The sequence below is a fragment of the Streptomyces canus genome, assembly GCF_030815415.1.
Lineage (GTDB): Bacteria > Actinomycetota > Actinomycetes > Streptomycetales > Streptomycetaceae > Streptomyces > Streptomyces canus_F.
This window is the reverse complement of the sequence record NZ_JAUSWW010000001.1, coordinates 602,341-622,325: the sequence shown is the minus strand read 5'-3', so window position 1 is coordinate 622,325 and position 19,985 is coordinate 602,341. Positions and strand designations below refer to the sequence as shown.

Below are 19,985 nucleotides of genomic sequence, written 5' to 3'. Positions count from 1 at the left end.
GACAAACGACGCCGACCTCCAAACCGGCGCCCCCCGCCCGGGCCCAGGCCCGCGCCCTCGATGTCCGCCGGGTGCAGGCCGGGGTCCGCCGCGCGTGCGGGACCGGGCTCCAGGGCCGGTCGGCCCCCAAAGCACCCCCGGACAGCCCATGCGGCCACCGCCCCATCCGCTGGATGCTCGAAGTGCCAGAAGGCTTGGAGGAGACCCACGATGACGTATGACACGCTCAGCCGACCCACGGTCCATGCCCTGCTCTCGGACGGCACCACCGTGTGCATACGTGCTGTGCGGCCGGGTGATCACGAGCGACTGCGAGGGCTCTACGAGGAGATGTCCGCGGAGAATCTGCGGCTGCGGTTCTTCGCGGCGAGCCGGCGTTCCGCAGCGATGGCCGCCGACCGGGCGTGTGCGCCGCCGCGCCCCGGATACCGGGCGCTGATGGCCGAGTCGCAGGGGCAGGTGACCGGCCTGGCCGAGTACGAGGCCGGCGAGGATGCGGCCTCGGCCGAGATCTCCATCGCGGTGGCCGACGGACGGCACCACCGGGGCGTCGGCACGCTCCTGGTCGAGCATCTGGTCTCCGCCGCGCGTGCGGACGGCATCACCACGTTCACGGCCGACGCGCTCTCCGAGAACCACGAAGTGCTTCGGCTCTTCGCCGACCTGGGTCTGCGCACCGCACGCCGTTTCGAGGGTCCGGAGGTGCGCTGCGCGATCGAACTGGACGAGGACGACGCCTATCTCTCGGCCGTCGAGGCACGCGGTCGGGCCGCCGACGTGGCCAGCCTGGAGCCACTGCTGCGACCGGACGCGATCGCGGTGGTCGGTGCCGGTCGCAGGCCCGGATCGGTGGGGCGGGCTCTCCTGCACCATCTGCACGAGGGCGGCTTCACCCGGCGGCTCTTCGCGGTGAATCCCCTTGCCACGTCGATCCTCGGCGTGCCGTCCTGTCCGTCGGTCAGCGCGCTGCCCAAGGTCCCGGATCTCGCGGTCCTCGCGGTGCCCGCGGCAGCCCTCGCCGACACCGCGGAGGAGTGCGGGAAGGCCGGAGTACGGGCACTGCTCGTGGTCTCGGCCGGCCTCGACAGCCGGCAGGCGGAAACCCTCATGGCCGCCTGCCGCACTTACGGCATGCGGCTCGTCGGACCCAACTGCCTCGGCATCACCAACACCGACCCGGCGCTCTCCCTCGACGCCACCTTCGCGGCGGACCATCCGCGCCCCGGCACGGCGGGCGTCGCCGTGCAGTCCGGCGGCGTCGGCATCGCCCTGCTCGACGGGCTGTCCCGGCTCGGCATCGGTGTCTCGTCCTTCGCCTCGCTCGGCGACAAGTACGACGTCAGCGGCAACGACATGCTCCAGTGGTGGGAGAGCGACGGTCGCACCGAACTCGCCCTGCTGCACCTGGAGTCCTTCGGCAACCCGCGCGCGTTCTCCCGTACCGCCCGGCGCGTGACCCGCCGCATGCCCGTGCTGACGGTCGACGCGGGCCGCACCGAGGCCGGCCGTCGCGCCGCCGCCTCGCACACCGCGGCCGCCGCGAACCCGACCATGACCCGGCAGGCGCTGTTCACCCAGGCCGGCATCACCGCCACCCGCTCGGTGGGTGAGCTCCTCGAAACCGCCGCCCTGTTGCACTCCCAGCCGCTGCCGGCCGGCCCCCGCGTCGCGATCGTCACCAATGCGGGCGGCGCGGGTGTCCTGGCCACGGACGCCTGCGCGGAAGCGGGGCTGTCGCTTGCGGCGCTGACACCCTCGGTGGTCGAAAGCCTGTCTGCCGTACTGCCCGACGGTGCCACCGTCGGCAACCCCGTCGACGTCACCGCCGCCGTCACGGAGGAGCAGCTCGGGGACTGCGTGGACCGGATCATGCGGCACCCGGGTATCGACGCCGTCCTGGTGGCCCTCGTCCCCACGGCCGTCGCGGCCGCGACCGGCGACGACCTCGTGCGGGCCCTCACCCGCGGCCCCGCACACCGCGACCTTCCGGTCGCCGTCGTCCGCCTGGAGCAGGACCTGCCCGTCAGGCTGCTGCCGGCCACGGAGGGCGGCGCGATCCCCTCGTACGCCGAACCCGGCGCGGCAGCACGTGCGCTGGCCCACGCCGCTCATCGCGCGGCCTGGTTGAGTCGGACGGCGGGCACCATCCCAGAGCTCGCACAGGTCGACACGGCCCGGGCCCGCACGGTCGCCGAGACGTACCTCGCCGCCCACCCGGACGGTGCCTGGCTCGACCCGCGCACCTGCGCCGAACTCCTCACCTGCTACGGCATTCCCCAGCTCCCGTGGTCCTGGGCGCAGACGGAGGACGACGCCGTCATCGCGGCCGAACGGCTGCGCGGCCCCGACGGCCGGGTGGTCATGAAGGCCCACTGGCCCGGCCAGCTCCGCAAGAGCGAACAGCACGCTGTGCACCTCGACCTCCAGGGCGACTCCCAAGTACGCTCCGCCTTCCGGGACTTCGAGACACGGTTCGCCGGCCTGATGACCGGCGTGGTCGTCCAGCCGCTCGCCGCCCGCGGCACCGAACTGTTCGCGGGAGTCGTCCAGGACGAGGTCTTCGGCCCGCTCGTACTGTTCGGACTCGGCGGCACCGCGACCGAGGTCCTGGCCGACCACGCCGCCCGCCTCGCCCCGCTGACCGACCACGACGTGCACGACCTCATCACCGCACCGCGCTGCGCACCGCTCCTGTTCGGCGCGTACGGCAGCGGACCCGTCGACCTCCAGGGTCTGGAACAACTGCTGCTGCGCCTGTCCCGCATGGCGGGCGACCTGCCGCAGCTCGCCGAGGCCGACTTCAACCCCGTCCTCGCGACGCCCGGTGCGATCACCGTGCTCGACGCACGAGTCCGCCTGCTGCCGCGCCGGGCTCAGGACCCCTATCTGCGCCGACTGCGCTGAGGAGGAACAGACACGCAGCACAACAAGGTCGCCACCGTGATGACCACCGAGGTCGTCCGTGCTGTGTACGGCTCCCCGATCACGGATGGTCCGGCAGGCCGAGGCGCTTGCCCTCTACGGGCCGCTCTGAGCGGCACAACCTATGAGAGGAGGCGGACCGCCATGCCCAGCAGTGTGTTGGTCGCCTACGGAACGACGAACGGATCGACCGCGCAGATCGCCGAGGCCGTGGCCGAGGTCCTGCGCAAGGCCGGGCTGACGGTCGATGTTCTGCCCGCACAGTCCGTGGCGAGCGTGGCGTCGTACGAGGGCGTGGTGGTCGGAGGTGGGGTGTACGCCGGGCGCTGGCAGAAGCACGCCCGCCGCTTCGTCCGCCGCCACAGCCGCGCACTGGCCGGACGCCCGCTGTGGATGTTCAGCAGCGGACCGCTCGACCCCTCAGCCTCGGAGCGGAACATCCCGCCCGTACCCGGAGTGAAGCGGGCCATGGTCCGGCTCGACGCGTGGGAACACGCCACCTTCGGCGGCTGCCTCGATGAGGAAGCGAAGGGATTCGTCGCCCGGAAGATCGTCTCCTCCGGCAAGGGCGGAGACTTCCGCGACTTCACGGAGATCGAGGCGTGGGCCACTCGGATCGGCAGTGAACTCGCGGGCGTGTCACGAGGGAGCGGAACCATGCGGGCCTCCTCCACTCCCCGTCCGCCGTCTTGTCGGTGAGCGCGCCCCTTGGCGCTGTATACGTCGGCTCCGCCGGTACGACGCCCTGCGGGCGAGCACGGATCAGCGCGGTCAGGGTGGTGGCCGGTGCAGCCGAGGGCAGCGCCACGGTCGTCCGGCAGGGGGACAACCACGGCGGCCGCGGTCTGCGTGGTGAACGCGTGGATCGAGGTGCGGGCTGTGACCCAAACGCCGTCGGACGGGCGTGCGGGAGCGGGCAGCGACGGGGTCCGTTCCGGAGCCGGCACTGTGCTTGAGGGAGCGGTCCGCGCCGCCGGGATGCCGACCTGTCTTCGCCCGTTTGACCGGGAGGACGAGGCCCCCGGACAGTACGGTGAAGACAGGGGAACGGGTTCGAGCCGCCTTGTCTGCTGCGTCGGTCGGAGGTAGTCATGAGCGGGGATCGACACGGCGGTTCCGATGAACATGTGCCCAAGCTGCGGCTCGACGAGCTGCTGGGCGAGCTGCAGGTGCGCATCGACGCGGTACGCGGTACCCGGGACCGCCTGCACAGCCTGCTGGAGGCCGTCCTCTCGGTCGGCCGGGAACTCGACCTGCCGCAGGTGCTGCGCAGTATCGTCGAGGCCGCAGTGGTGCTGGTGGACGCCGAGTACGGAGCGCTGGGCGTGATCGGCGGTGACCAGAAGCTGTTCGAGTTCCTGACCGTCGGCATCGGCGAAGAGGGGCATTCGGAGATCGGGGCGCTGCCCAGCGGGCACGGGCTCCTCGGAGAGCTGATCCGGCACCCGGTACCACTGCGGCTGCCGGAGCTGTCGGAACATCCCGCGTCGTACGGCTTCCCGGCCAACCATCCGCCGATGCACTCCTTCCTCGGCGTACCGATCCGGGTGCGTGACAAGGTCTTCGGGAACCTCTACCTCACCGAGAAGCGCAGTGCCAGGGAATTCGACGTGGAGGACGAGTCGGTCCTGTCGACGCTGGCGGTGGCCGCCGGAGTGGCCATCGAGAACGCACGGTTGTACGAGGAGACGATGCTGCGCGAACGCTGGCAGCGGGCCAGCGGCAAGGTCACCAGCATGCTCCTGACCGGTGCGCCGAGCGCGGACGTCCTGGAACTGATCGTCGACGAGGCCCGGAAGATCGTCTCCGCCGACATGGGGCTGATCGCGGAACACGTACCGGGCGAGGAGACGCTGCGGCCGGCCCTGGCGGTCGGCCTGGGCCGAGAGGAACGCAGCGCTCTGGTGTTGTCCGCGCGGGACGGTTTCGTCGGAGCGGCACTCGGTGCGGCGGCGCCGGTGGTCAGCGCCGACATCGAGCACGATGCACGCACGGGCGAGGACGAAGGCCAGTGGGCCGGGCTCGGACCCGTGGTCGCGGTGCCGCTCGGCGCCAGCGGCAAGACGCGGGGCGTGCTGCTGCTGGGGCGCGTGCCGGCCGGTACGCCGTTCGGCGACGTGGACACCGGGCCGCTGCTCGGGTTCGCCGACCAGGCGGCGCTGGCCCTGGAGCTGGCCGAGCGGCGGCGGGACGCGGAACAGCTCACGCTGTTCCAGGACCGTGACCGCATCGCCCGCGACCTCCATGATCTCGCCATCCAGCGGCTGTTCGCAGCCGGCATGACTCTGCAGAGCACCCAGCGCTTCATGGAGCACCCCGAGGGCATGGAGCGGCTGACCCGCACCGTCGACGACCTCGACGACACCATCAAGATCATTCGGTCTACGATCTTCGGACTGCGCACCCACAGCGGGGTCGGGCGGGAGAGCGACGGCCTGCGCGGGCGGGTGGCCGAGGCGGTGAGGGCCTCGGCCACGTCACTCGGATTCCCGCCCGCACTGCGCATCGAGGGGCTCGTCGAGACCGATGTCCCCGGCGACATCGCCGACCATGCGGTCGCGGTGCTCAGCGAGGCCCTCAGTAACGCGGCCCGGCACTCCGGCGCAAAGGCGGTGGACGTCCGGCTTCAGTTCGCCAGGGGCGAGTTGACGCTCACGGTGGCGGACGACGGCTGCGGGGTGCCGGATGACGTCGGGCGCAGCGGGCTGAAGAACATCGAGGAGCGGGCCGTCACCCTCGGCGGAACGCTGACACTCGACGAACGGCCGGAGGGCGGCGGCGCCCGGCTGGTGTGGCGGGTCCCCGTGAGCGTGGAAGGTGCCGCGGACGGAGGCTGACTGACCGATCGACAGTCGGCCCTGCCCCACCCGTGCAACCCGCGGAGGCACCCACCGGCGACGACACGTCGGACGAAAACCGGGTTCCAGAGCTCAATACAGGCTCGTCGGCTTCACTCGACGGCGCGGCGGCCGCCGACGAGGCCGAGAAGCAGGCTGCCGCTGCAGTGAGCGAGGGCGGAGGCCGCGGCCGCGAGGTCACCCCAGCTGCCGCGCCGGGGGCAGACGTCCGGCGATTGAGCCCCGTCGGGTTGTCGCCAGGATCGCCGTGACGCGACTGAGCGGCGGTGAGCGATGCCATGGGTGCCGAATGCCGGACCTGCTGGACACGCACCGGATGGGTCGCTCGAATCCAGCGTGACTGCGGGTAGACGGGGCACGCGGTCCAGCAGAAGTGGAGAAAAGCGAACGTACCAGCGAACCCGGGAGCCTTTCATGGTCATCGCCGTTGTCATCGCCGTATGTGTCCTCCTGGCCGTGCTCGCCTTCCTCGTGCCGCGTCTTTCCCGGCATCCGCAGAACGGTGCCCAGCGTGGTCTCGGGGCTGGCTCGCGGGCCGGATCCAAGGCGCCCGGGGGCCTGGGGCGGCTGCTGAGCAAACCCTTCAGCTCCAGCTCCCGCGCGGTCGGTCGCAGCGGTTCCGCCGGCCGACGGGCGCGAGGCCGCCTTCCGTTCTGAGAGGGGTGCTGTCCTTGGCGGCGGTCGTCCGGCGGCGGTACCGGTCGGAGGCGGGGAGGGCCCCGGTCTCGTGCGGGCACGTCCGCGTCGGCGCATGAGGGTGATCAGGAGATTGGTGATGTCGGAGCACGACGACGAGGCCCGGCCGTACGAGGACGACGGGGCCCCGGTCGAGGCGGACCTGCTCGACGGCCTCCGTGTGGACGAACGCCGGCCGGAGAAACCGATCCTCCTGGACGCGGACGGAAGTGTGGTGGACACGTGGCTGGAGAATTACCCGTACGACCGGAAGGTGAAGCGGTCCGAGTACGAGAGGACCAAGCGCGTTCTGCAGGTCGAGCTGCTGAAGATGCAGCGCTGGGTGAAGGAGACCGGTCAGCGGGTGGTCGTGCTCTGTGAGGGCCGTGACGCGGCCGGCAAAGGTGGCACGATCAAGCGGTTCACCGAGCGGCTCAACCCGCGAGGCGCCCGCGTCGTGGCGCTGGAGAAGCCGACCGAGCGGGAAGCGGGTCAGTGGTACTTCCAGCGCTATGTGGCACACCTGCCGTCCCGCGGTGAGATCGTCTTCTTCGACCGCTCCTGGTACAACCGGGCCGGCGTCGAGCGGGTGATGGGCTTTTGTACCGAGGCGGAGTACCGCACCTTCCTGGAGCAGGCCCCGTTGTTCGAGGAGATGCTGACCAGGGACGGCATCCTGTTGGTGAAGTTCTGGTTCTCGGTGTCCCAGGCCGAGCAGCGCACCCGTTTCGCGATTCGCACGGTCGACCCCGTACGCCGCTGGAAGCTTTCCCCCACGGATCTCGTCTCGCTCGACCTGTGGGACGAGTACACCGCGGCCAAGGTCGACATGTTCCGGGCGACAGACACTCCACACGCCCCGTGGACCGTGGTGAAGAACAACGACAAACGGCGCGGCAGGCTCGAAGCGATGCGCAGCCTCCTCGACCGTTGCGACTATCCCACCAAGGATTACCCGGCCGTGGGCAAGCCCGACCCACTGATTGTGGGCGCCGCGAACACGCTGCTGGAGGTCGGTGAGGAACCCACCGATCTCTCCCCGACCCCTCTGACCGGGTACGGCAACGGCCCCGGCAACCACCCGGCCAGGGCAGACGACGAGCAGCCCTGATCTAAACGTATCCGCCTTGGCGACACCCTCTTCCGCAACGCTCCTCTCGGCCTCTCAGCCAAGACCACGGCCGACGTGGACAGAGGCTTCAACCGCGAGCCCGGGGGCACCTTGAACTCCATGACGACCGGGGGCAAAACGTATTTCTACGTCACCGACGCGATCGGCAGCGTGGTCGGTCTCGCCGCCGCGGACGGCAACAAGGTCGACACCTACGGCTACAGCCCCGTGGTGTGCGCATTCTGGCCCAGTCATCTGAGCCGGTCGCCCAGCCCTTCCGATTCGCCGGAAATTACCAGGAGCCCACCGGCCTGTAGCACCTGAAGGCCCGCAACTACGACGTCACGGTCGCTCCACTCAGCCCGACCCCTCCGGCCTGAAGGAAAACCCCTACCTCCAAAGCGGGCACTCTGGGCTCGGCCGGGGACTTCGTGACGGGTGCCGTGCTCTGTGCCAGAGAGACGCCAGGGCCCTGTGGGGCGATGTCGCCGACGTGGTGGCCAGCGGCCTGGCCGGAGGCCTGCGGCGCATCCGCGTCCGCGACGCTGGGAGCCGCAGCCGGCTGCTACGCCATCTCGTGGAGTGTGGGGCAGATCGCCTCCACCGCGGTCAGCCCCCTACCAAAGGAGTGCACATGCCGACCGTTGGATGGTACCTACCTCTACATCGGAAACATCAAGAAAAACCAGCCTGGCTGAACCGCTCGAATGGGGCAGGCTGATGGGCGCACCTGACACACGGCACTATCCGGCGGCGCCCTGGCCCTGATGGAGAGTTGGTATACCTCCTGGCTCTGGGCCGTCTCACGGTGACGGCTCCTGGGCCAGCGACCCCACCACCACGGTGCCGCCTGGCGCTGATCAGCCCCGGACAGGTCCGACACCAGGGCGAAGGGCGGCGCGGGCTCGGAAATCGGGGTGTGCATGCTGGCCCAGTCGCTCGCCCTGCCCTACCGGTTCGCCGGCAACTACCGCCTGTACGAGGTCCGCTGCTACGACGTGAAGGGGGCGATGCGGCTTCGGACACGGAAGTGACCGACGTCGGCGTCACCGGTCTGCGCAAGGTGAACGACCGCAGGTCCGGCGAACGTGTACCCCTGCTCAGCGGCGTGGCGGCGGACTTGGGCCGCGAGATGTCCCGCAACCTCAGCTCTGCCGACCGCCAATCGAAGGTGGGACTCCGTCACCATGCGCGAACATGCCGTCTACGAGCCACGGCTTGAGCTGCCGTGCCTGCTCTACGGTGAGGGGCCTCGCGTTTTCCGGACAGACGTCTGACCGTCTATTTCACGCGGCGATTCGCAACTTCTCGTACTCGGCGTGGACTTCGCGTGGAGGGCGGTAACCCACAGCCGAGTGGAGGCGTTTGCGATTGTACCAGAATTCGATGTAGCGAGTGATGTCCTGCCGGGCGGCCTCGCGGGTCAGGTAAGTCACCCTTGATACGCGCTCGTTCTTCAGGGCGCCGAAAAACGATTCGGCCATGGCATTGTCGAAACAGATCCCGGTGCGACCGGAAGATCTGCGAAGCCCGAACCGATCGAGCGTCTTCCCGAAATCAGCCGACATGTAGTTGCTTCCGCGGTCGGAGTGAAATATCGCGCCGTCCGAGAGGTTCCTATTACGTGCCGCGTTGCGGATCGCCCTGGATATCAGCGGGGTTTGGTAGTGGTCGTCCATGGCGTAACCGATGACTTCCTTCGTGCAGCAGTCGATGACCGTTGCGAGGTACAGCCAGCCTTCCCCGGTCGCGATGTAAGTGATGTCACCGACGAGCTTTTCGCCGGGCGTATCTGCAGTGAAGTCGCGGCCGACCAGGTCCGGTACCTGGCCGGCCGCGGCCTGGGTGAGGTTGAACCTCTTCGGCCGCGGCTGGCAGGGCACCAGGCCCAGTTCGCGCATGATGCGGCGGATGAGCTCCATGCCCGCGGTCACTCCCCAGCGGTCCAGCTGGGCCTGGATGCGCCGGTGACCATAGGTGCTGTCGGACACGTCGAAGGCTTTCTCTACGAGCAGTTTCAGTTCTTCTCGCCGCTGGGCCGTCGCGGATTCGGGGCGGGAGCGCCAGTCGTAGTAGCCGGATCTGGATACGCCGAGCCGGCCGCACATGAACTCGACGCTGTATGCGTACTCCTCGGTGTCGAGCCGCATCTCGTCGATGAACTCGTACTTGCTTGCTACCGGGGATCCTTCGCGAAGTACGCTGCGGCTTTTTTCAGGAAGGAATTTTCCATCTCCAGCTCGCGGTTGCGTCGTTCAAGTTCCTTCAGACGCGCCCGCTCGTTCACCGAAAGCTCTGCATCGGGAGCCGGTTCCCGCTGCTTCTGATGCTTCTTCACCCAGCCGCGTAGCGTTTCCGAGTTCAGGTCAAGCTCCCGGGCGACTTCGGAGATCGTCTTGCTTGACCTCAACGCGATCTGGACGGCTTCCTCGCGGAACTCCGGCGAGTACTTACTGGGTGGCGCCACTTCTTCCTCGTTTCCTTGTTCAGGACAACCCTATTGGATGCCTGTCCGGAAACTTCGGGGCCCCTCAACGGCGACTTCGACCAGGAGGTTACGGCGGTCTTCGCCCAGCCGTTCCTGCGCGAGCGTGCGCGTCACCCGTAGAGGTTCGAGGTGACGGTCAGGAAGACGAGGAGGTTCGGCACGGTCTCGACCTTGGCGAGCGCCCAGGCCTTGGGCTGTCCGTGCTGCCGGACGGCCACGAAGCCCCCGCCCACATCGATCGTTGCGACGGCCGACCAGGGCAGGACCCCTTCGCGTTCGGTGGAGATACCGGCGGCGTCCACGCTGAACGGGCCGTGGCTCACCTTGTGACCCTCATGGACCGCCTCCCACACCTTCTGGGCCTGGGCGCGGGCGACGGCCTCGGAGATCAGGGGCAGCCAGGTCCCGAAGTCGGCGAAGCGGGACGAGATCTGCGCTCTGGTGCCGTTGGGCGCTACCAGGGTGGAGGTGTGCGTGGTGTTGAGAGGGGTCTTCGTGCCCTTGTAGATGATCACTTCCTGGACGGTTTCCTGGTAATGGACCGCCTGGTCCCAGCGAACCGCGAACAACTTCCCGGTGCCCTTATCCACGAGCAGACCCCTCTCGAAGAGGTGCAGGCGTTGACTGCCGAGTTTCTTCCGGAAGTTGGGGCTGTTGAGCAGGGCACCTGTGCTCAGCGCGGAGAAGAACAGGGGGTACCACCCCACCCACCAGCTTATGCAGACCCACAACAGGATGCCTCCGGTCGCCAGGGAGGCGATGCCGGTCAGGGAAGCGGCGATGAACAGTCCCCGGTACTTCTCCTGCACGTTGACGTCCTTCCTCGGCAGGAAGGTGTGCTCGAGTCGGCCGAAGCCTCTACGGGAAGCCAGTTGGGCGACTTCAGGGGTCGGGGAACCCGGCACGCTCATACAGGGGCCTCGGTTTCGTTTCGGAGCGACACTCGTCAAGGCCGCTTCAGCTGGTCACGTGGTCAATGAGTCGAGCGAGCAGACGAGCGCGGGGGATCATCTGGGCGATCTCGACGTACTCGGTGTCCGCGTGCGCGCCACCGCCTACGGCGCCCAGGCCGTCCAGCGTTGGACAGCCAGCCGCCGCGGTGTAGTTGCCGTCCGAGGCGCCGCCGACGGCGATCCCCCGCAGTGGTTCCTGGCCCAATTCCGCGGCGATTCGGGAGGCGAGGGCGAACAGTTCGGCGGAGGACTCCGGTTCCATCGGCGGCCTTCTCCTGCCGCCCAGTACCTCCAGTCGGGCTCCGGGCAGCCGGGCGACGAGCCCCCGCATGAACGTGTCTATCCGGTCTTGCGCCGCCAGGGTCGGCACGCGCACATCCACCGACACCTTCGCCAGCCCGGGCACTGTGTTGAGAGTGGTGCCGGCCGTCAGCAGGGTGGGCGTGATGGTCGGCGCCCCCAGGGCGGGGCAGGGGGCTTCGGTGGCGCCCATTGAGCCTGCGAGGTCGGCGACGGCCAGGACCTGGTGAGCGGCCTCGATAGCGGCGTTGACCCCCTTGTGCGGTTCCAAGCCCGCGTGTGCGGCACGGCCGTGCACGACGACCTCGTACCGCGAAGTGCCCTTGCGGGCGGTCTTGAGCGCGCCGTCCTCGTCCGCGGACGCCTCCAGCACCAAGGCGGCCGCGCACCCCCGCACGGATTCCTCGATCAGCTGCCGGGAGGTCGCGGAGCCGACTTCCTCGTCCCCGTTGATCACCACGCACACCCCCTCCGGGGAGGGCAGGGAGGCCAGCGCGTGGAACATCTGCACCAGGCCCGCCTTCATGTCCAGGACCCCGGGGCCGCGGGCGATCCCGTCGGCCACCGACCAGGGGTGGTTCTGCAGCGAGCCCATGGACCACACCGTGTCGTGGTGTCCCACCAGCAGGACCCGCGGAGTGCCGAAGCTCCACCGCAGGTGGGTCACACCGTCGATCACGATCACCTCCGGCCCGGCCCCCAACAGCCTGGCCCCCAGGGCGCCGACCACCTCGGCGCTGCGCGCCACTGCCGCGTGATCCGCGGAGAAGGACTCGCAGAGTACGAGGTCCTTCAGATCGGCCAGGATCGCCGGCAACGCGAGCGCGGCCCCGCGGGTCATCGGTCCCGCCCCATCTCAACTCCCTTTCGCACCAACATACTTCTCCCTCGGATCTCGTGGGTCATTGGAGAGCGGCGGCGCTCGTCCCCCTCAAAGCACCGCCGCGTGAACGACGTTAGGGCGAGGCATGGCATTCCACCAGCTACTGGATTGCATGGGATCCATGCGCCTGAGGAATGCATTGGGGCAAGATGGTGAGAGCCTCGGAGGAGGGAGGAACGTGTTCGACATCGACGCGCTGCGGCTGCTCGTCACCGTGGCCGAGACCGGATCGTTCACGAAAGCGGCGGCCCGGCTCAACTACACGCAGTCCGCGGTGTCCCGGCGGATCGCCACGCTGGAACAGCAGGCGGGCGGGACCCTGTTGGAACGGCTCCCTCGCGGCGTACGGCTGAATCCCGCAGGCCGTACCCTGCACCGGCACGCCCTGGAGGTGCTCGACCGGCTGTCGCGGGCGGAGCGGGAACTGGCCGTGCTGCACGCCGGCCATGGCGGGCTGCTGCACATCGGCGCGTTCGCCACCGCCAACATCTCGCTGGTGCCCACCGCCCTGCGGACACTCCAGGACGCCAGGCCGGATGTCGAGGTCGTCGCGGTCGAGGGACCGACCGACACGCTGATGGCGCGCCTCGCGGACGGGGTGCTGGACCTCGCCATCGTCAGCGACTACCCGTCCGGTCTGCCGTCGGCCGACGGTGTCACGACGACCGCGTTGTGCGAGGACGAGTTGTTCGTCGCTCTCCCACGGGGGCACCGCCTGGCCGGAGCCGGGACGATCGACCTGCGTGAACTACGCGATGAAGCCTGGCTCCAGAACGCGTACGGTGACCGCCCCACGATGCTCGCCGACGCCTTCGCCAGGGCGGCCTTCACCCCCAGGAAGATCATCCGGATCGCGGAGTGGTCCGGGAAGTTCGGCTACGTGGCCGCCGGGCTGGGGGTGGCGCTGGTCCCCTCGCTGGCCGCCTGGGCGGTCCCCGACGAACTCGTCCTGTGCAGGCTCACCGACCCAGCCCTGCGCCGGACCGTCCATGTGGCGCTGCCTGCTGTCCCGCTACCAGCGGCACTGAAACTGCGGGATCTGCTGCGCGACGCCGTGACTGAGCTTTCGTGCGTGATGTCGCCGACAGGAAAAGCCCTGTGAGCTGGGGGTATGCCCTGTCGACCAGTGACATCAGCGAAAGATCATCATTCATGGCCGGAGGTCGGAGACGAGATCAATCGCCGAGCAGGGCGTGCTTCCACTGGTCTTCGCGCTGCTCGATCTCTTTCCGCACCGCATGTGCGGGTTTCGCTGGTCAGACATGGGGCTGGCGCCGTCACGGAAGTCTCGACTCGTGCCGGTCGGGAGGGTGAGGGGTGGCGCATGCCGTCGATGCGGGCGGTTCTGGAAGAGCGGCGCGGGGCCGCGGCGTTGTGAGATTGCGGTCCCTTCCGTCTGCTCTCGACGGACGTTCCGATCGCCCGCGCCTTCGACGTCGACGAACTGGCGGGATCCCTTTTCATTGGCCCGGGCCAGGCGAGCTGGGGCTATGCCGAGACCAGTGGTGTCCTTGTTCTCAAGTTGATGGGCGGGGGCGACGTCCCTACCTACGATGGCGGCTTGGCCGCTGCATGGAGCGGCGAACCGACGCCGGCCCGTTGCGAGGCTGGCTAGGAGGACGGTGACTCATGGCGTACGACAGGGAGCTCGCAGACCGCATTCGTGAAGCCCTTGCGGGAGTGACGCAGGTGCGCGAGGTGCGCATGTTCGGCGGACTCAGCTTCATGGTCAACGGCAAGATCGTCGCTACCGCGAACGCCGGCGGCCAGCTCATGGTCCGCTGCGATCCCGGCAGAATCGAGGCCTTGCTCGAGCGCGAAGGTGCCAGCTGGCCGGAGATGCGTGGCCGCAAGATGAGTAAGGGCTGGATCGTTGTCGACGATGGCGGCACTGCATCGGACCAGGCATTCAACTTCTGGTTGAACGAAGCGCTGGACTACAACACGAAGGAAAGCGCCGGCGGCTGACATGGCCCTGGGCGACCTTTGCCGCCGTAGACGCGGAACGCTGGCTGGAGGACCAGACCCAGATGCGGCGAGGGCTCTTCTCCCGCCTGGAGGATGCCCCCGCCTGGAGCGACTTCCAGCAGGTCCGCCAGCTGCTGGCGCGTGTCAACGCGACCGCGAGCGACGACCGCACCGCCACGGAGATCACCCTTGTCGGCGTGGCGGCCGGGTACCTCGCCGACCAACAGCACGCCTACGCGGAACAGCTGCAAGCGGAGGCGGCCGCCAGGCTGGCCGAACCAGGAGCTCTCGCACCAGCTTGCGCATCACCGTCGGGGACTCGGTGCCTGCGCGGCGCTGCAGCGTCGCCAGCAGCGTCCGCACCCGGTCGGGTGCCCGCCGGCCCCGGGCGTCCTGATGCACCCGCTCGACGACCGAGCCACGTAAACTCGCCCTGGCCCCACGGGTGGAGCACGAAGCGAAGCGATCCGCGCCCGGTGCGACTCCAGGAACGGCCAATGGCAGCGGCACTACGCCACCCGCGCCGGCGTCGAAAGCACCATCGCCCAAGGGGTACGCCGCTGCGGCCTGCACAGAAGCCGCTACATCGGCCTGGACAAGACGCGCCTTCAACACGTGCTCACCGCTGCCGCTCTCAACCTTGTCCGAACCGATGCCTGACTGACCGTGACCTCACTTGCCAGCTCCCGCACCTCCCGCTTCAGCCGCCTGAGCCCCGCACAGACACCGCCGATTTCGCCAACGGAGTCCCCCCGCGGGACATGACCGTGCTCTCGGACATAGACGGAGATGCGCGCCCCGTTGGCGTGGGTTGTTCGGTACTCGCGGAAGTGGCGCCGCAAGGTGCTTGTTTTCGCTTCCTCCCGCGGGTTGGTCGGCGAGTGCGCAGCCGTCGCGCGGACCGCGACGATCCGGTCGAATTCCAGTATGCGTGCCGCTATTTCCTGGGCGGGAAGCTCGACACCTGCCAGTGTGTTCGACGAGGCGGGGTCCTGTGCCAGGGAGAGGTCTGTCAGGAAACGGGTGTCCTCGGGGTTGGCTGCGGTCAAGATCGGGTGCTGGCCGGTGAGATAGAGCAGCCCGTCGCCGGGACGGCCTTCCTTGTTCTGTCTCCGGATACCCCAGAGCCCCAGAGCGATGGTCAGCGACAAGGGCGCGATGACGACAACGGCTTTGCCCGGGCTCGGTGATGGTCGACGGGCGGGTACGGGAGGGGAAACCGTCCTGGCCACGGCGGGCGCGCGTTCATCAACGGACATCGGTGACAGGGCCTTTCAGCAGTGGCGAAGACATTCCGCCACCGTGCCCGGACCTCGTTGACCGGTTGCTGATCCAACCTGACCGGCCGGTCAGGAAGGCGGGTCGGCGCTGTGCGAGGCTGCACCGCATGCGCATTCTGGTGGTCGAAGACGAGGTGGACCTTGCCCACACCCTGCACACCGGTCTGACCGCCGAGGGTTACAACGTCGACCTCGCCCATGACGGCCGGCAGGGGCTGTGGATGGCCCGGACCGGCGAATACGCCCTTGTCGTACTGGATTTGATGCTGCCCGGACTCAACGGCTACAAGGTCTGCGCCCAGTTGCGCCGGGAGGGCAACGCGACTCCCATCCTGGTACTCACCGCCAAGGACGGGGACTGGGATCAGGCAGAGGCCCTGGACACCGGGGCCGACGACTACCTGGCCAAACCCTTCTCCTACATGGTGCTCGTCGCGCGGCTGCGGGCCCTGGTCAGACGGGCCGCCACGGTCGCCCCGCCTGTTCTTGCCGTGGGCGATCTCTCGTTGGACGTCGCGGGCCGGGTCTGCCGCCGGGCCGGGGTCCGGGTGGAACTCACGCCCCGGGAGTTCGCCGTGCTGGAGCTGCTGGCCCGCCGGGCGGGCCAGGCGGTCTCCAAAACGGATCTGCTCTATCACGCGTGGCCCGACGAAGCCTGGGATCCCAACCTGGTGGAGGCGCGCGTCAGCGCGCTGCGCAAGAAGGTGGACGCCGCGTTCCACCGGCAATCCCTGCAGACCGTACGGGGTACCGGCTACCGGCTGGTGGACGACCGTGAACGCGACTGAGCCGCGACGCCGCTGGTGGCCGCGTTCGGTGCGCGTCCGCACGGCCCTGGCCGCCGCCTTGGCCGCCGCCGTCGTCCTGGCCGGCATCGGCTGGTGGGTGCACCAGGAGGTCTACCGCGAGAGCATGACCATCGCCGAAGAACGAGCCGAGCGGACTCTCGCCGCTCTCGTCGATCAGTTGAGGGACGGTTCGGTTCCCGGTCCCAGAAGCGCCGCGCCGTACGAGGTCGTCGCGACCGGACGATCCACCGCTGTCGCCTCCGGCGGAGCCATGCAGGACTTCGATTCCCGCGCCCGCCATGTGCTGCCCGCCCCACCCGCGCTCTCCGCCCCGACCCCGGATGACGGCGGGGGCTACACGATGCGGCCCCTCCGCATACCGGACCGTCGCGACTACCACTCCGAGTACGGATACGACATGGCGGGCAAGACCTACTCGGTCTTGTACAACGACATCTGGGTCGGTGAACTGGGCAAGGACAAGGCCGCCACCCTGGGCGTCACCGCCGGCGCCACGCTGCGGGCCTATGTGGTGGTGCTTCCGGACACAGCCGAGGAGATCGTCAGCACCACCGACGACCTGCTGCTGCGGGCCGGTCTCGTCGGCCTCGTGCTGATCGCCGCCATCGCCTACGTCACCGTCCGCATCGCGCTGCGGCCGGTCGAAGCCATCCGCGTCCTCACCGCTTCGGTCACCGCGAGCGACCCCCGCGAACGCGTCACCGTCCCCGCCACGGGACACGAGATCACCGCCCTGGCCACCACCATCAACAGCACCCTCCAACGCCTCGACGACGCCGCCGCCCAGCAACGCCGCTTCGTCGCGGACGCCGCCCACGAACTACGCAGCCCCCTCACCACACTGCTGGCCAGCTTGGAAGTCGCGCTCGCCTACCCGGAACGCACCGACTGGCCTGCCGCGGCCACCACCGCCGCACGACAGACCCGCCGCCTCCAAGCCCTCGCCGAAGACCTGCTGCTCCTCGCCCGCCTCGACACCCGCACCCCCTCAACCAGCCCCGAAACCGTCGACCTGACAGCCCTCGCCTCCCGGCTGACCGAGCAATACCCCCTCAACGAACGACCGTTGACCCTCACCTGCGACAGCGTGACCCCCGCACACGCACACGGAAACCCCGACGAATACGAACGGCTACTGCGCAACCTCATCGACAACGCCGCCCGCCACGCCACACACCGCATCCAGATCACCATCCGAAACCAGGACGCCTGGATCGTCCTTACGGTGCACGACGACGGACCGGGCGTGCCCGCCGAGGACGCCGAGCGCATCTTCGAACGCTTCGTCCGGCTCGACGACGCCCGCTCCCGCGACCAGGGCGGCACCGGTCTGGGCCTCGCCATCGCCCGCGACCTGGCCCACCGCCACCGAGGCACCCTCACCCTCACCCCCCGGACCCTCGGAGCATGCTTCCAGCTACGCCTTCCCCGAGCCCCCACCCCGGCCGAGAAATGACGCGCTTCACCGCGGCAGCCCTTCGGAACCGGAAGACCCCAACTCTCCCCCGCTGCCGTCGACTTGGGGCAGCGGCGTGCCCCGGGCGAGCCGAGCGGTTGGTGGCTTTGGTGGTTGTAACGGCCCTTGTGACAGCGGTGACAGGACTGCGACAAGAAGGCCCACAACTGTCAGTGGGCCTGTCCGGTCTCACTCTGCGTGGACGGCAACGACCGGCCGTCACACCAACAGGGGGAACATCATGAAGTCGATCCGTCGCAAGGCAGCCACCGCTGGCGCTCTCGCCGTCCTGGTCATCGGCGGCACGCTCGCCGCGACCGCCCCGGCTTCGGCCGCCACTACCGGCGCGTACAACGGGGCGTGCGGCACCGGGTACGAGGTCTTCACCTCGACTCCGATCAAGTCCTCGCAGACCACCGTGGCCGCCACCACCTACGTGGCCTACAGCTCCGCGGACAAGCAGTGGTGCGCCGTCACGGTGCGCAGCAAGCCCGGCGCCCGGGTGTTCATGGAGGTCACCCTGGACACCTGGCCGACCAGCAGCACCCCGGCGACGGACGCCGGCTCCTACACGACCTTCGCCGGCCCGGTGTACAAGGACCTGCCCAAGCCGGGCCTGTGCATGACCTGGAGCGGTTCGATCGACATCTACTACAACTCCGACAAGGGCCTGTGCCCCTGACCTGACGGCTGTCGGCGTGGTCGACCTCCGGGTCGGCTACGCCACCTGCCTCCACTGGCTTTGCATCTCAGCGCGGGAGTCGTTTCGAGGTGACGGTGGGCGCCACCTTGTGACCGAATTTGCGATGCCGGTCTGTTTTTGAGTTCGAGCAGCGTTGGCACACCACTTCGGGAGGCATCACACATGGGCCGAAGCACGGTAGTTGCCACCGCCGGAATCCGCTGATCTGCGGCTTCGACCGAGCAAAGCACGTTGATAGTCACCGCATCGGCGGGCCATCGGCCACCAGAAGGGCGCGAAACAAGGTGGCGGTCACCAGCTCCGGAGTGGCCTGGCAGGCGCTCGGCGTGATGATCGGTGCCTACGGACTGGCCCTGGACTACGCCCGGGAGCGCCGCCAGTTCGGCCGCCCCATAGGCGGCTTCCAGCTCGTGCAGGACCTGCTGGTCAGGAGCCTGGGCGACATCACCGCCTCCTGGGGCATGCTCGTCCAGCTCGCCCGCCTCCAGGACGCAGGCATCTTCCGCGACGAACACTCCGCCCTGGCCAGGGCGTTCGTCACCGCGCGGATGCGGGAGGTCGTGGCCCGCAGCCGCGAGATCTTCGGCGGCAACGGCATCCTCCTCGACCACGACATCGCCCGCTTCTTCGTCGATGCCGAAGCGATCTACTCCTTCGAGGGCACCCGCGAGATGAACACCCTCATTGTCGGCAAGTCGATCACCGGCCAGAGCGCCTTCGTCTGAGCCTGCGAGCCCCGGCCGCACCGACGTCCGAGTCCCGCCCCCACCCACCGGCCCCAGGTCATGGACCTGGGGCCGGTGCGTTGTTCGGCATCTCTCCCTGCGTGGAGCGCTCCCGTCAGCCTGCGCGAGACGAGCGACATCGAGGCCTTTCTGGCGGTGGCCGACGGACGGGTCACCGACCGGGTGCGGCTGTCCACCTCACGCGTCAGCACCCTCGTACGGGCCGCGGAACGCCGGGCCGGGACGCTGCTGTTCGCGCACAGCAGCCGGATGGTCCGGCTGACCCGGCAGGGCACCCGGCTCTACGCCGGGCTGCGGTCCGCGTACATCCAGATCGAACACACGCTGGAGGACTTCCGCTGCGCCGGATCCGTCGGCGGTGGTGTGCTGCGGGCCGGGTTCTCCACCACGGTGACCGAGAAGCCGCGCCTGGAGCCAATCGGCGCCTTCGAGAGCCGGTATCCGGACTGCCGGGTCGTCGCCTCCGGCATGCCCACCCCCGGCCTCTTCCGCCGGGCTGGGCAAGGAGTGGCCCGTCGACGTCTTCGTCACTTGGATGCCCATGGCCGCCCCGCCGATCGAACCCCCGATGTACCTCGGCGAGGTGATCCACCGGGTGCCCCGGGCCGTCATATCGGGGGAAAAGCGCGCAGGATCGGGCGGTTCGCTCCCGGCCGCACCGCGGGCGGATCTGGAATGCCGGGTGGGCGGTCAGCTCATGCCGCACGCTGGATGCTGCTGGCCCAAGATGCACTACACGGATCCGGTGGCGAGAGCCTGCCGCGCCCATGACGTCGGATGGGTTCACTGCCCGGAGTTCGAAGGTGGGTGTCCCTGCCGGGAACGGGTTGGGC

18 protein-coding genes and 1 pseudogene are annotated in these 19,985 nt (G+C 69.0%); 14 read left to right on the top strand and 5 right to left on the bottom strand.

Annotation, left to right across the window (positions count from 1 at the left end):
- The first annotated feature begins 210 nt into the window (after window positions 1-210).
- The 6 genes from QF037_RS02860 to QF037_RS02835 all read left to right on the top strand — a co-directional run bounded on the left by QF037_RS02860 (window position 211) and on the right by QF037_RS02835 (window position 7,890).
- Complete coding sequence (locus QF037_RS02860; RefSeq protein ID WP_307021470.1) at window positions 211-2,904, top strand: bifunctional acetate--CoA ligase family protein/GNAT family N-acetyltransferase; 2,694 nt, start codon at window positions 211-213, stop codon at window positions 2,902-2,904.
- Between the two features lie 162 nt (window positions 2,905-3,066).
- The gene (locus QF037_RS02855) at window positions 3,067-3,621 is read left to right on the top strand and encodes a flavodoxin domain-containing protein (RefSeq protein WP_307021468.1); all 555 of its coding nucleotides are present in this window, start codon (window positions 3,067-3,069) and stop codon (window positions 3,619-3,621) included.
- 392 nt (window positions 3,622-4,013) lie between these two features.
- Window positions 4,014-5,759, top strand: coding sequence for a sensor histidine kinase (locus QF037_RS02850; protein ID WP_307021466.1), 1,746 nt, complete (start codon window positions 4,014-4,016; stop codon window positions 5,757-5,759).
- Between the two features lie 435 nt (window positions 5,760-6,194).
- Entirely contained in the window at window positions 6,195-6,437 is a 243-nt protein-coding gene (locus QF037_RS02845) for a DUF6411 family protein (RefSeq protein ID WP_307021464.1), read from the top strand.
- Between the two features lie 118 nt (window positions 6,438-6,555).
- Entirely contained in the window at window positions 6,556-7,566 is a 1,011-nt protein-coding gene (ppk2, locus tag QF037_RS02840; protein ID WP_307021462.1) for a polyphosphate kinase 2, read from the top strand.
- 120 nt (window positions 7,567-7,686) lie between these two features.
- The gene (locus QF037_RS02835; protein ID WP_307021460.1) at window positions 7,687-7,890 is read left to right on the top strand and encodes a hypothetical protein; all 204 of its coding nucleotides are present in this window, start codon (window positions 7,687-7,689) and stop codon (window positions 7,888-7,890) included.
- Between the two features lie 667 nt (window positions 7,891-8,557).
- Here QF037_RS02835 and QF037_RS50845 read toward each other — a convergent pair.
- The 4 genes from QF037_RS50845 to QF037_RS02820 form a co-directional block, all read right to left on the bottom strand.
- Window positions 8,558-8,755 (bottom strand): FhaA domain-containing protein, encoded by a 198-nt coding sequence (locus QF037_RS50845; protein ID WP_373463651.1) that lies wholly within the window; start codon window positions 8,753-8,755, stop codon window positions 8,558-8,560.
- A 97-nt stretch (window positions 8,756-8,852) separates the two neighbouring features.
- Window positions 8,853-10,033, bottom strand: a protein-coding gene (locus tag QF037_RS02830; protein ID WP_307021458.1) for an IS3 family transposase whose coding sequence is annotated in 2 segments (ribosomal slippage) — window positions 8,853-9,769 and window positions 9,769-10,033 — 1,182 coding nt in all. Because the reading frame shifts where the segments join, the coding sequence is not laid out codon by codon here.
- A 131-nt stretch (window positions 10,034-10,164) separates the two neighbouring features.
- The gene (locus QF037_RS02825; RefSeq protein WP_307021455.1) at window positions 10,165-10,965 is read right to left on the bottom strand and encodes a DUF6585 family protein; all 801 of its coding nucleotides are present in this window, start codon (window positions 10,963-10,965) and stop codon (window positions 10,165-10,167) included.
- Between the two features lie 46 nt (window positions 10,966-11,011).
- Complete coding sequence (locus QF037_RS02820) at window positions 11,012-12,148, bottom strand: M20 family metallopeptidase (RefSeq protein WP_307021453.1); 1,137 nt, start codon at window positions 12,146-12,148, stop codon at window positions 11,012-11,014.
- Window positions 12,149-12,368: 220 nt separating this feature from the next.
- Between QF037_RS02820 and QF037_RS02815 the strand changes: the two genes are divergently transcribed.
- The 3 genes from QF037_RS02815 (at window position 12,369) to QF037_RS50840 (ending at window position 14,818) form a co-directional block, all read left to right on the top strand.
- Window positions 12,369-13,292 (top strand): LysR family transcriptional regulator, encoded by a 924-nt coding sequence (locus QF037_RS02815; protein ID WP_307021451.1) that lies wholly within the window; start codon window positions 12,369-12,371, stop codon window positions 13,290-13,292.
- 527 nt (window positions 13,293-13,819) lie between these two features.
- Window positions 13,820-14,158, top strand: a complete 339-nt coding sequence (locus tag QF037_RS02810; protein WP_307021449.1) for a TfoX/Sxy family protein — start codon at window positions 13,820-13,822, stop codon at window positions 14,156-14,158.
- A 465-nt stretch (window positions 14,159-14,623) separates the two neighbouring features.
- Window positions 14,624-14,818 carry a transposase gene (locus QF037_RS50840; RefSeq protein ID WP_373463935.1) on the top strand — a complete coding sequence of 65 codons (195 nt, stop codon included), beginning with the start codon at window positions 14,624-14,626 and terminating at the stop codon, window positions 14,816-14,818.
- On the opposite strand, the gene QF037_RS02805 is transcribed toward QF037_RS50840, so the two are convergent.
- Window positions 14,767-15,309 (bottom strand): hypothetical protein, encoded by a 543-nt coding sequence (locus QF037_RS02805; protein WP_307021447.1) that lies wholly within the window; start codon window positions 15,307-15,309, stop codon window positions 14,767-14,769. The two genes, QF037_RS50840 and QF037_RS02805, sit on opposite strands and share 52 nt — an antisense overlap.
- A 236-nt stretch (window positions 15,310-15,545) precedes the next feature.
- Between QF037_RS02805 and QF037_RS02800 the strand changes: the two genes are divergently transcribed.
- The 5 genes and pseudogenes from QF037_RS02800 to QF037_RS02780 all read left to right on the top strand — a co-directional run bounded on the left by QF037_RS02800 (window position 15,546) and on the right by QF037_RS02780 (window position 19,923).
- Window positions 15,546-16,226, top strand: coding sequence for a response regulator transcription factor (locus QF037_RS02800; RefSeq protein ID WP_307021445.1), 681 nt, complete (start codon window positions 15,546-15,548; stop codon window positions 16,224-16,226).
- A complete protein-coding gene (locus QF037_RS02795; protein WP_307021443.1) occupies window positions 16,213-17,703 on the top strand; it encodes a sensor histidine kinase in 1,491 nt (496 codons plus the stop codon). Before QF037_RS02800 ends, QF037_RS02795 begins: the two co-directional genes overlap by 14 nt.
- A gap of 241 nt (window positions 17,704-17,944) precedes the next feature.
- On the top strand, window positions 17,945-18,385 hold the full coding sequence (locus QF037_RS02790; protein WP_307021441.1) for a hypothetical protein: 441 nt from the start codon (window positions 17,945-17,947) through the stop codon (window positions 18,383-18,385).
- A 314-nt stretch (window positions 18,386-18,699) separates the two neighbouring features.
- A pseudogene (locus QF037_RS02785) lies at window positions 18,700-19,131 on the top strand (acyl-CoA dehydrogenase family protein); the annotation flags it as partial.
- Between the two features lie 156 nt (window positions 19,132-19,287).
- Window positions 19,288-19,923, top strand: coding sequence for a hypothetical protein (locus tag QF037_RS02780; protein ID WP_307021439.1), 636 nt, complete (start codon window positions 19,288-19,290; stop codon window positions 19,921-19,923).
- Window positions 19,924-19,985 lie beyond the last annotated feature (62 nt).

Coding starts and splice junctions, on each gene's coding strand:
- QF037_RS02860 (WP_307021470.1), top strand. CDS start 211: ATGACGTATGACACGCTCAGCCGACCCACGGTCCATGCCCTGCTCTCG.
- QF037_RS02855 (WP_307021468.1), top strand. CDS start 3,067: ATGCCCAGCAGTGTGTTGGTCGCCTACGGAACGACGAACGGATCGACC.
- QF037_RS02850 (WP_307021466.1), top strand. CDS start 4,014: ATGAGCGGGGATCGACACGGCGGTTCCGATGAACATGTGCCCAAGCTG.
- QF037_RS02845 (WP_307021464.1), top strand. CDS start 6,195: ATGGTCATCGCCGTTGTCATCGCCGTATGTGTCCTCCTGGCCGTGCTC.
- ppk2 (WP_307021462.1), top strand. CDS start 6,556: ATGTCGGAGCACGACGACGAGGCCCGGCCGTACGAGGACGACGGGGCC.
- QF037_RS02835 (WP_307021460.1), top strand. CDS start 7,687: ATGACGACCGGGGGCAAAACGTATTTCTACGTCACCGACGCGATCGGC.
- QF037_RS50845 (WP_373463651.1), bottom strand. CDS start 8,755: ATGGTGACGGAGTCCCACCTTCGATTGGCGGTCGGCAGAGCTGAGGTT.
- QF037_RS02825 (WP_307021455.1), bottom strand. CDS start 10,965: ATGAGCGTGCCGGGTTCCCCGACCCCTGAAGTCGCCCAACTGGCTTCC.
- QF037_RS02820 (WP_307021453.1), bottom strand. CDS start 12,148: ATGACCCGCGGGGCCGCGCTCGCGTTGCCGGCGATCCTGGCCGATCTG.
- QF037_RS02810 (WP_307021449.1), top strand. CDS start 13,820: ATGGCGTACGACAGGGAGCTCGCAGACCGCATTCGTGAAGCCCTTGCG.
- QF037_RS02800 (WP_307021445.1), top strand. CDS start 15,546: ATGCGCATTCTGGTGGTCGAAGACGAGGTGGACCTTGCCCACACCCTG.
- QF037_RS02790 (WP_307021441.1), top strand. CDS start 17,945: ATGAAGTCGATCCGTCGCAAGGCAGCCACCGCTGGCGCTCTCGCCGTC.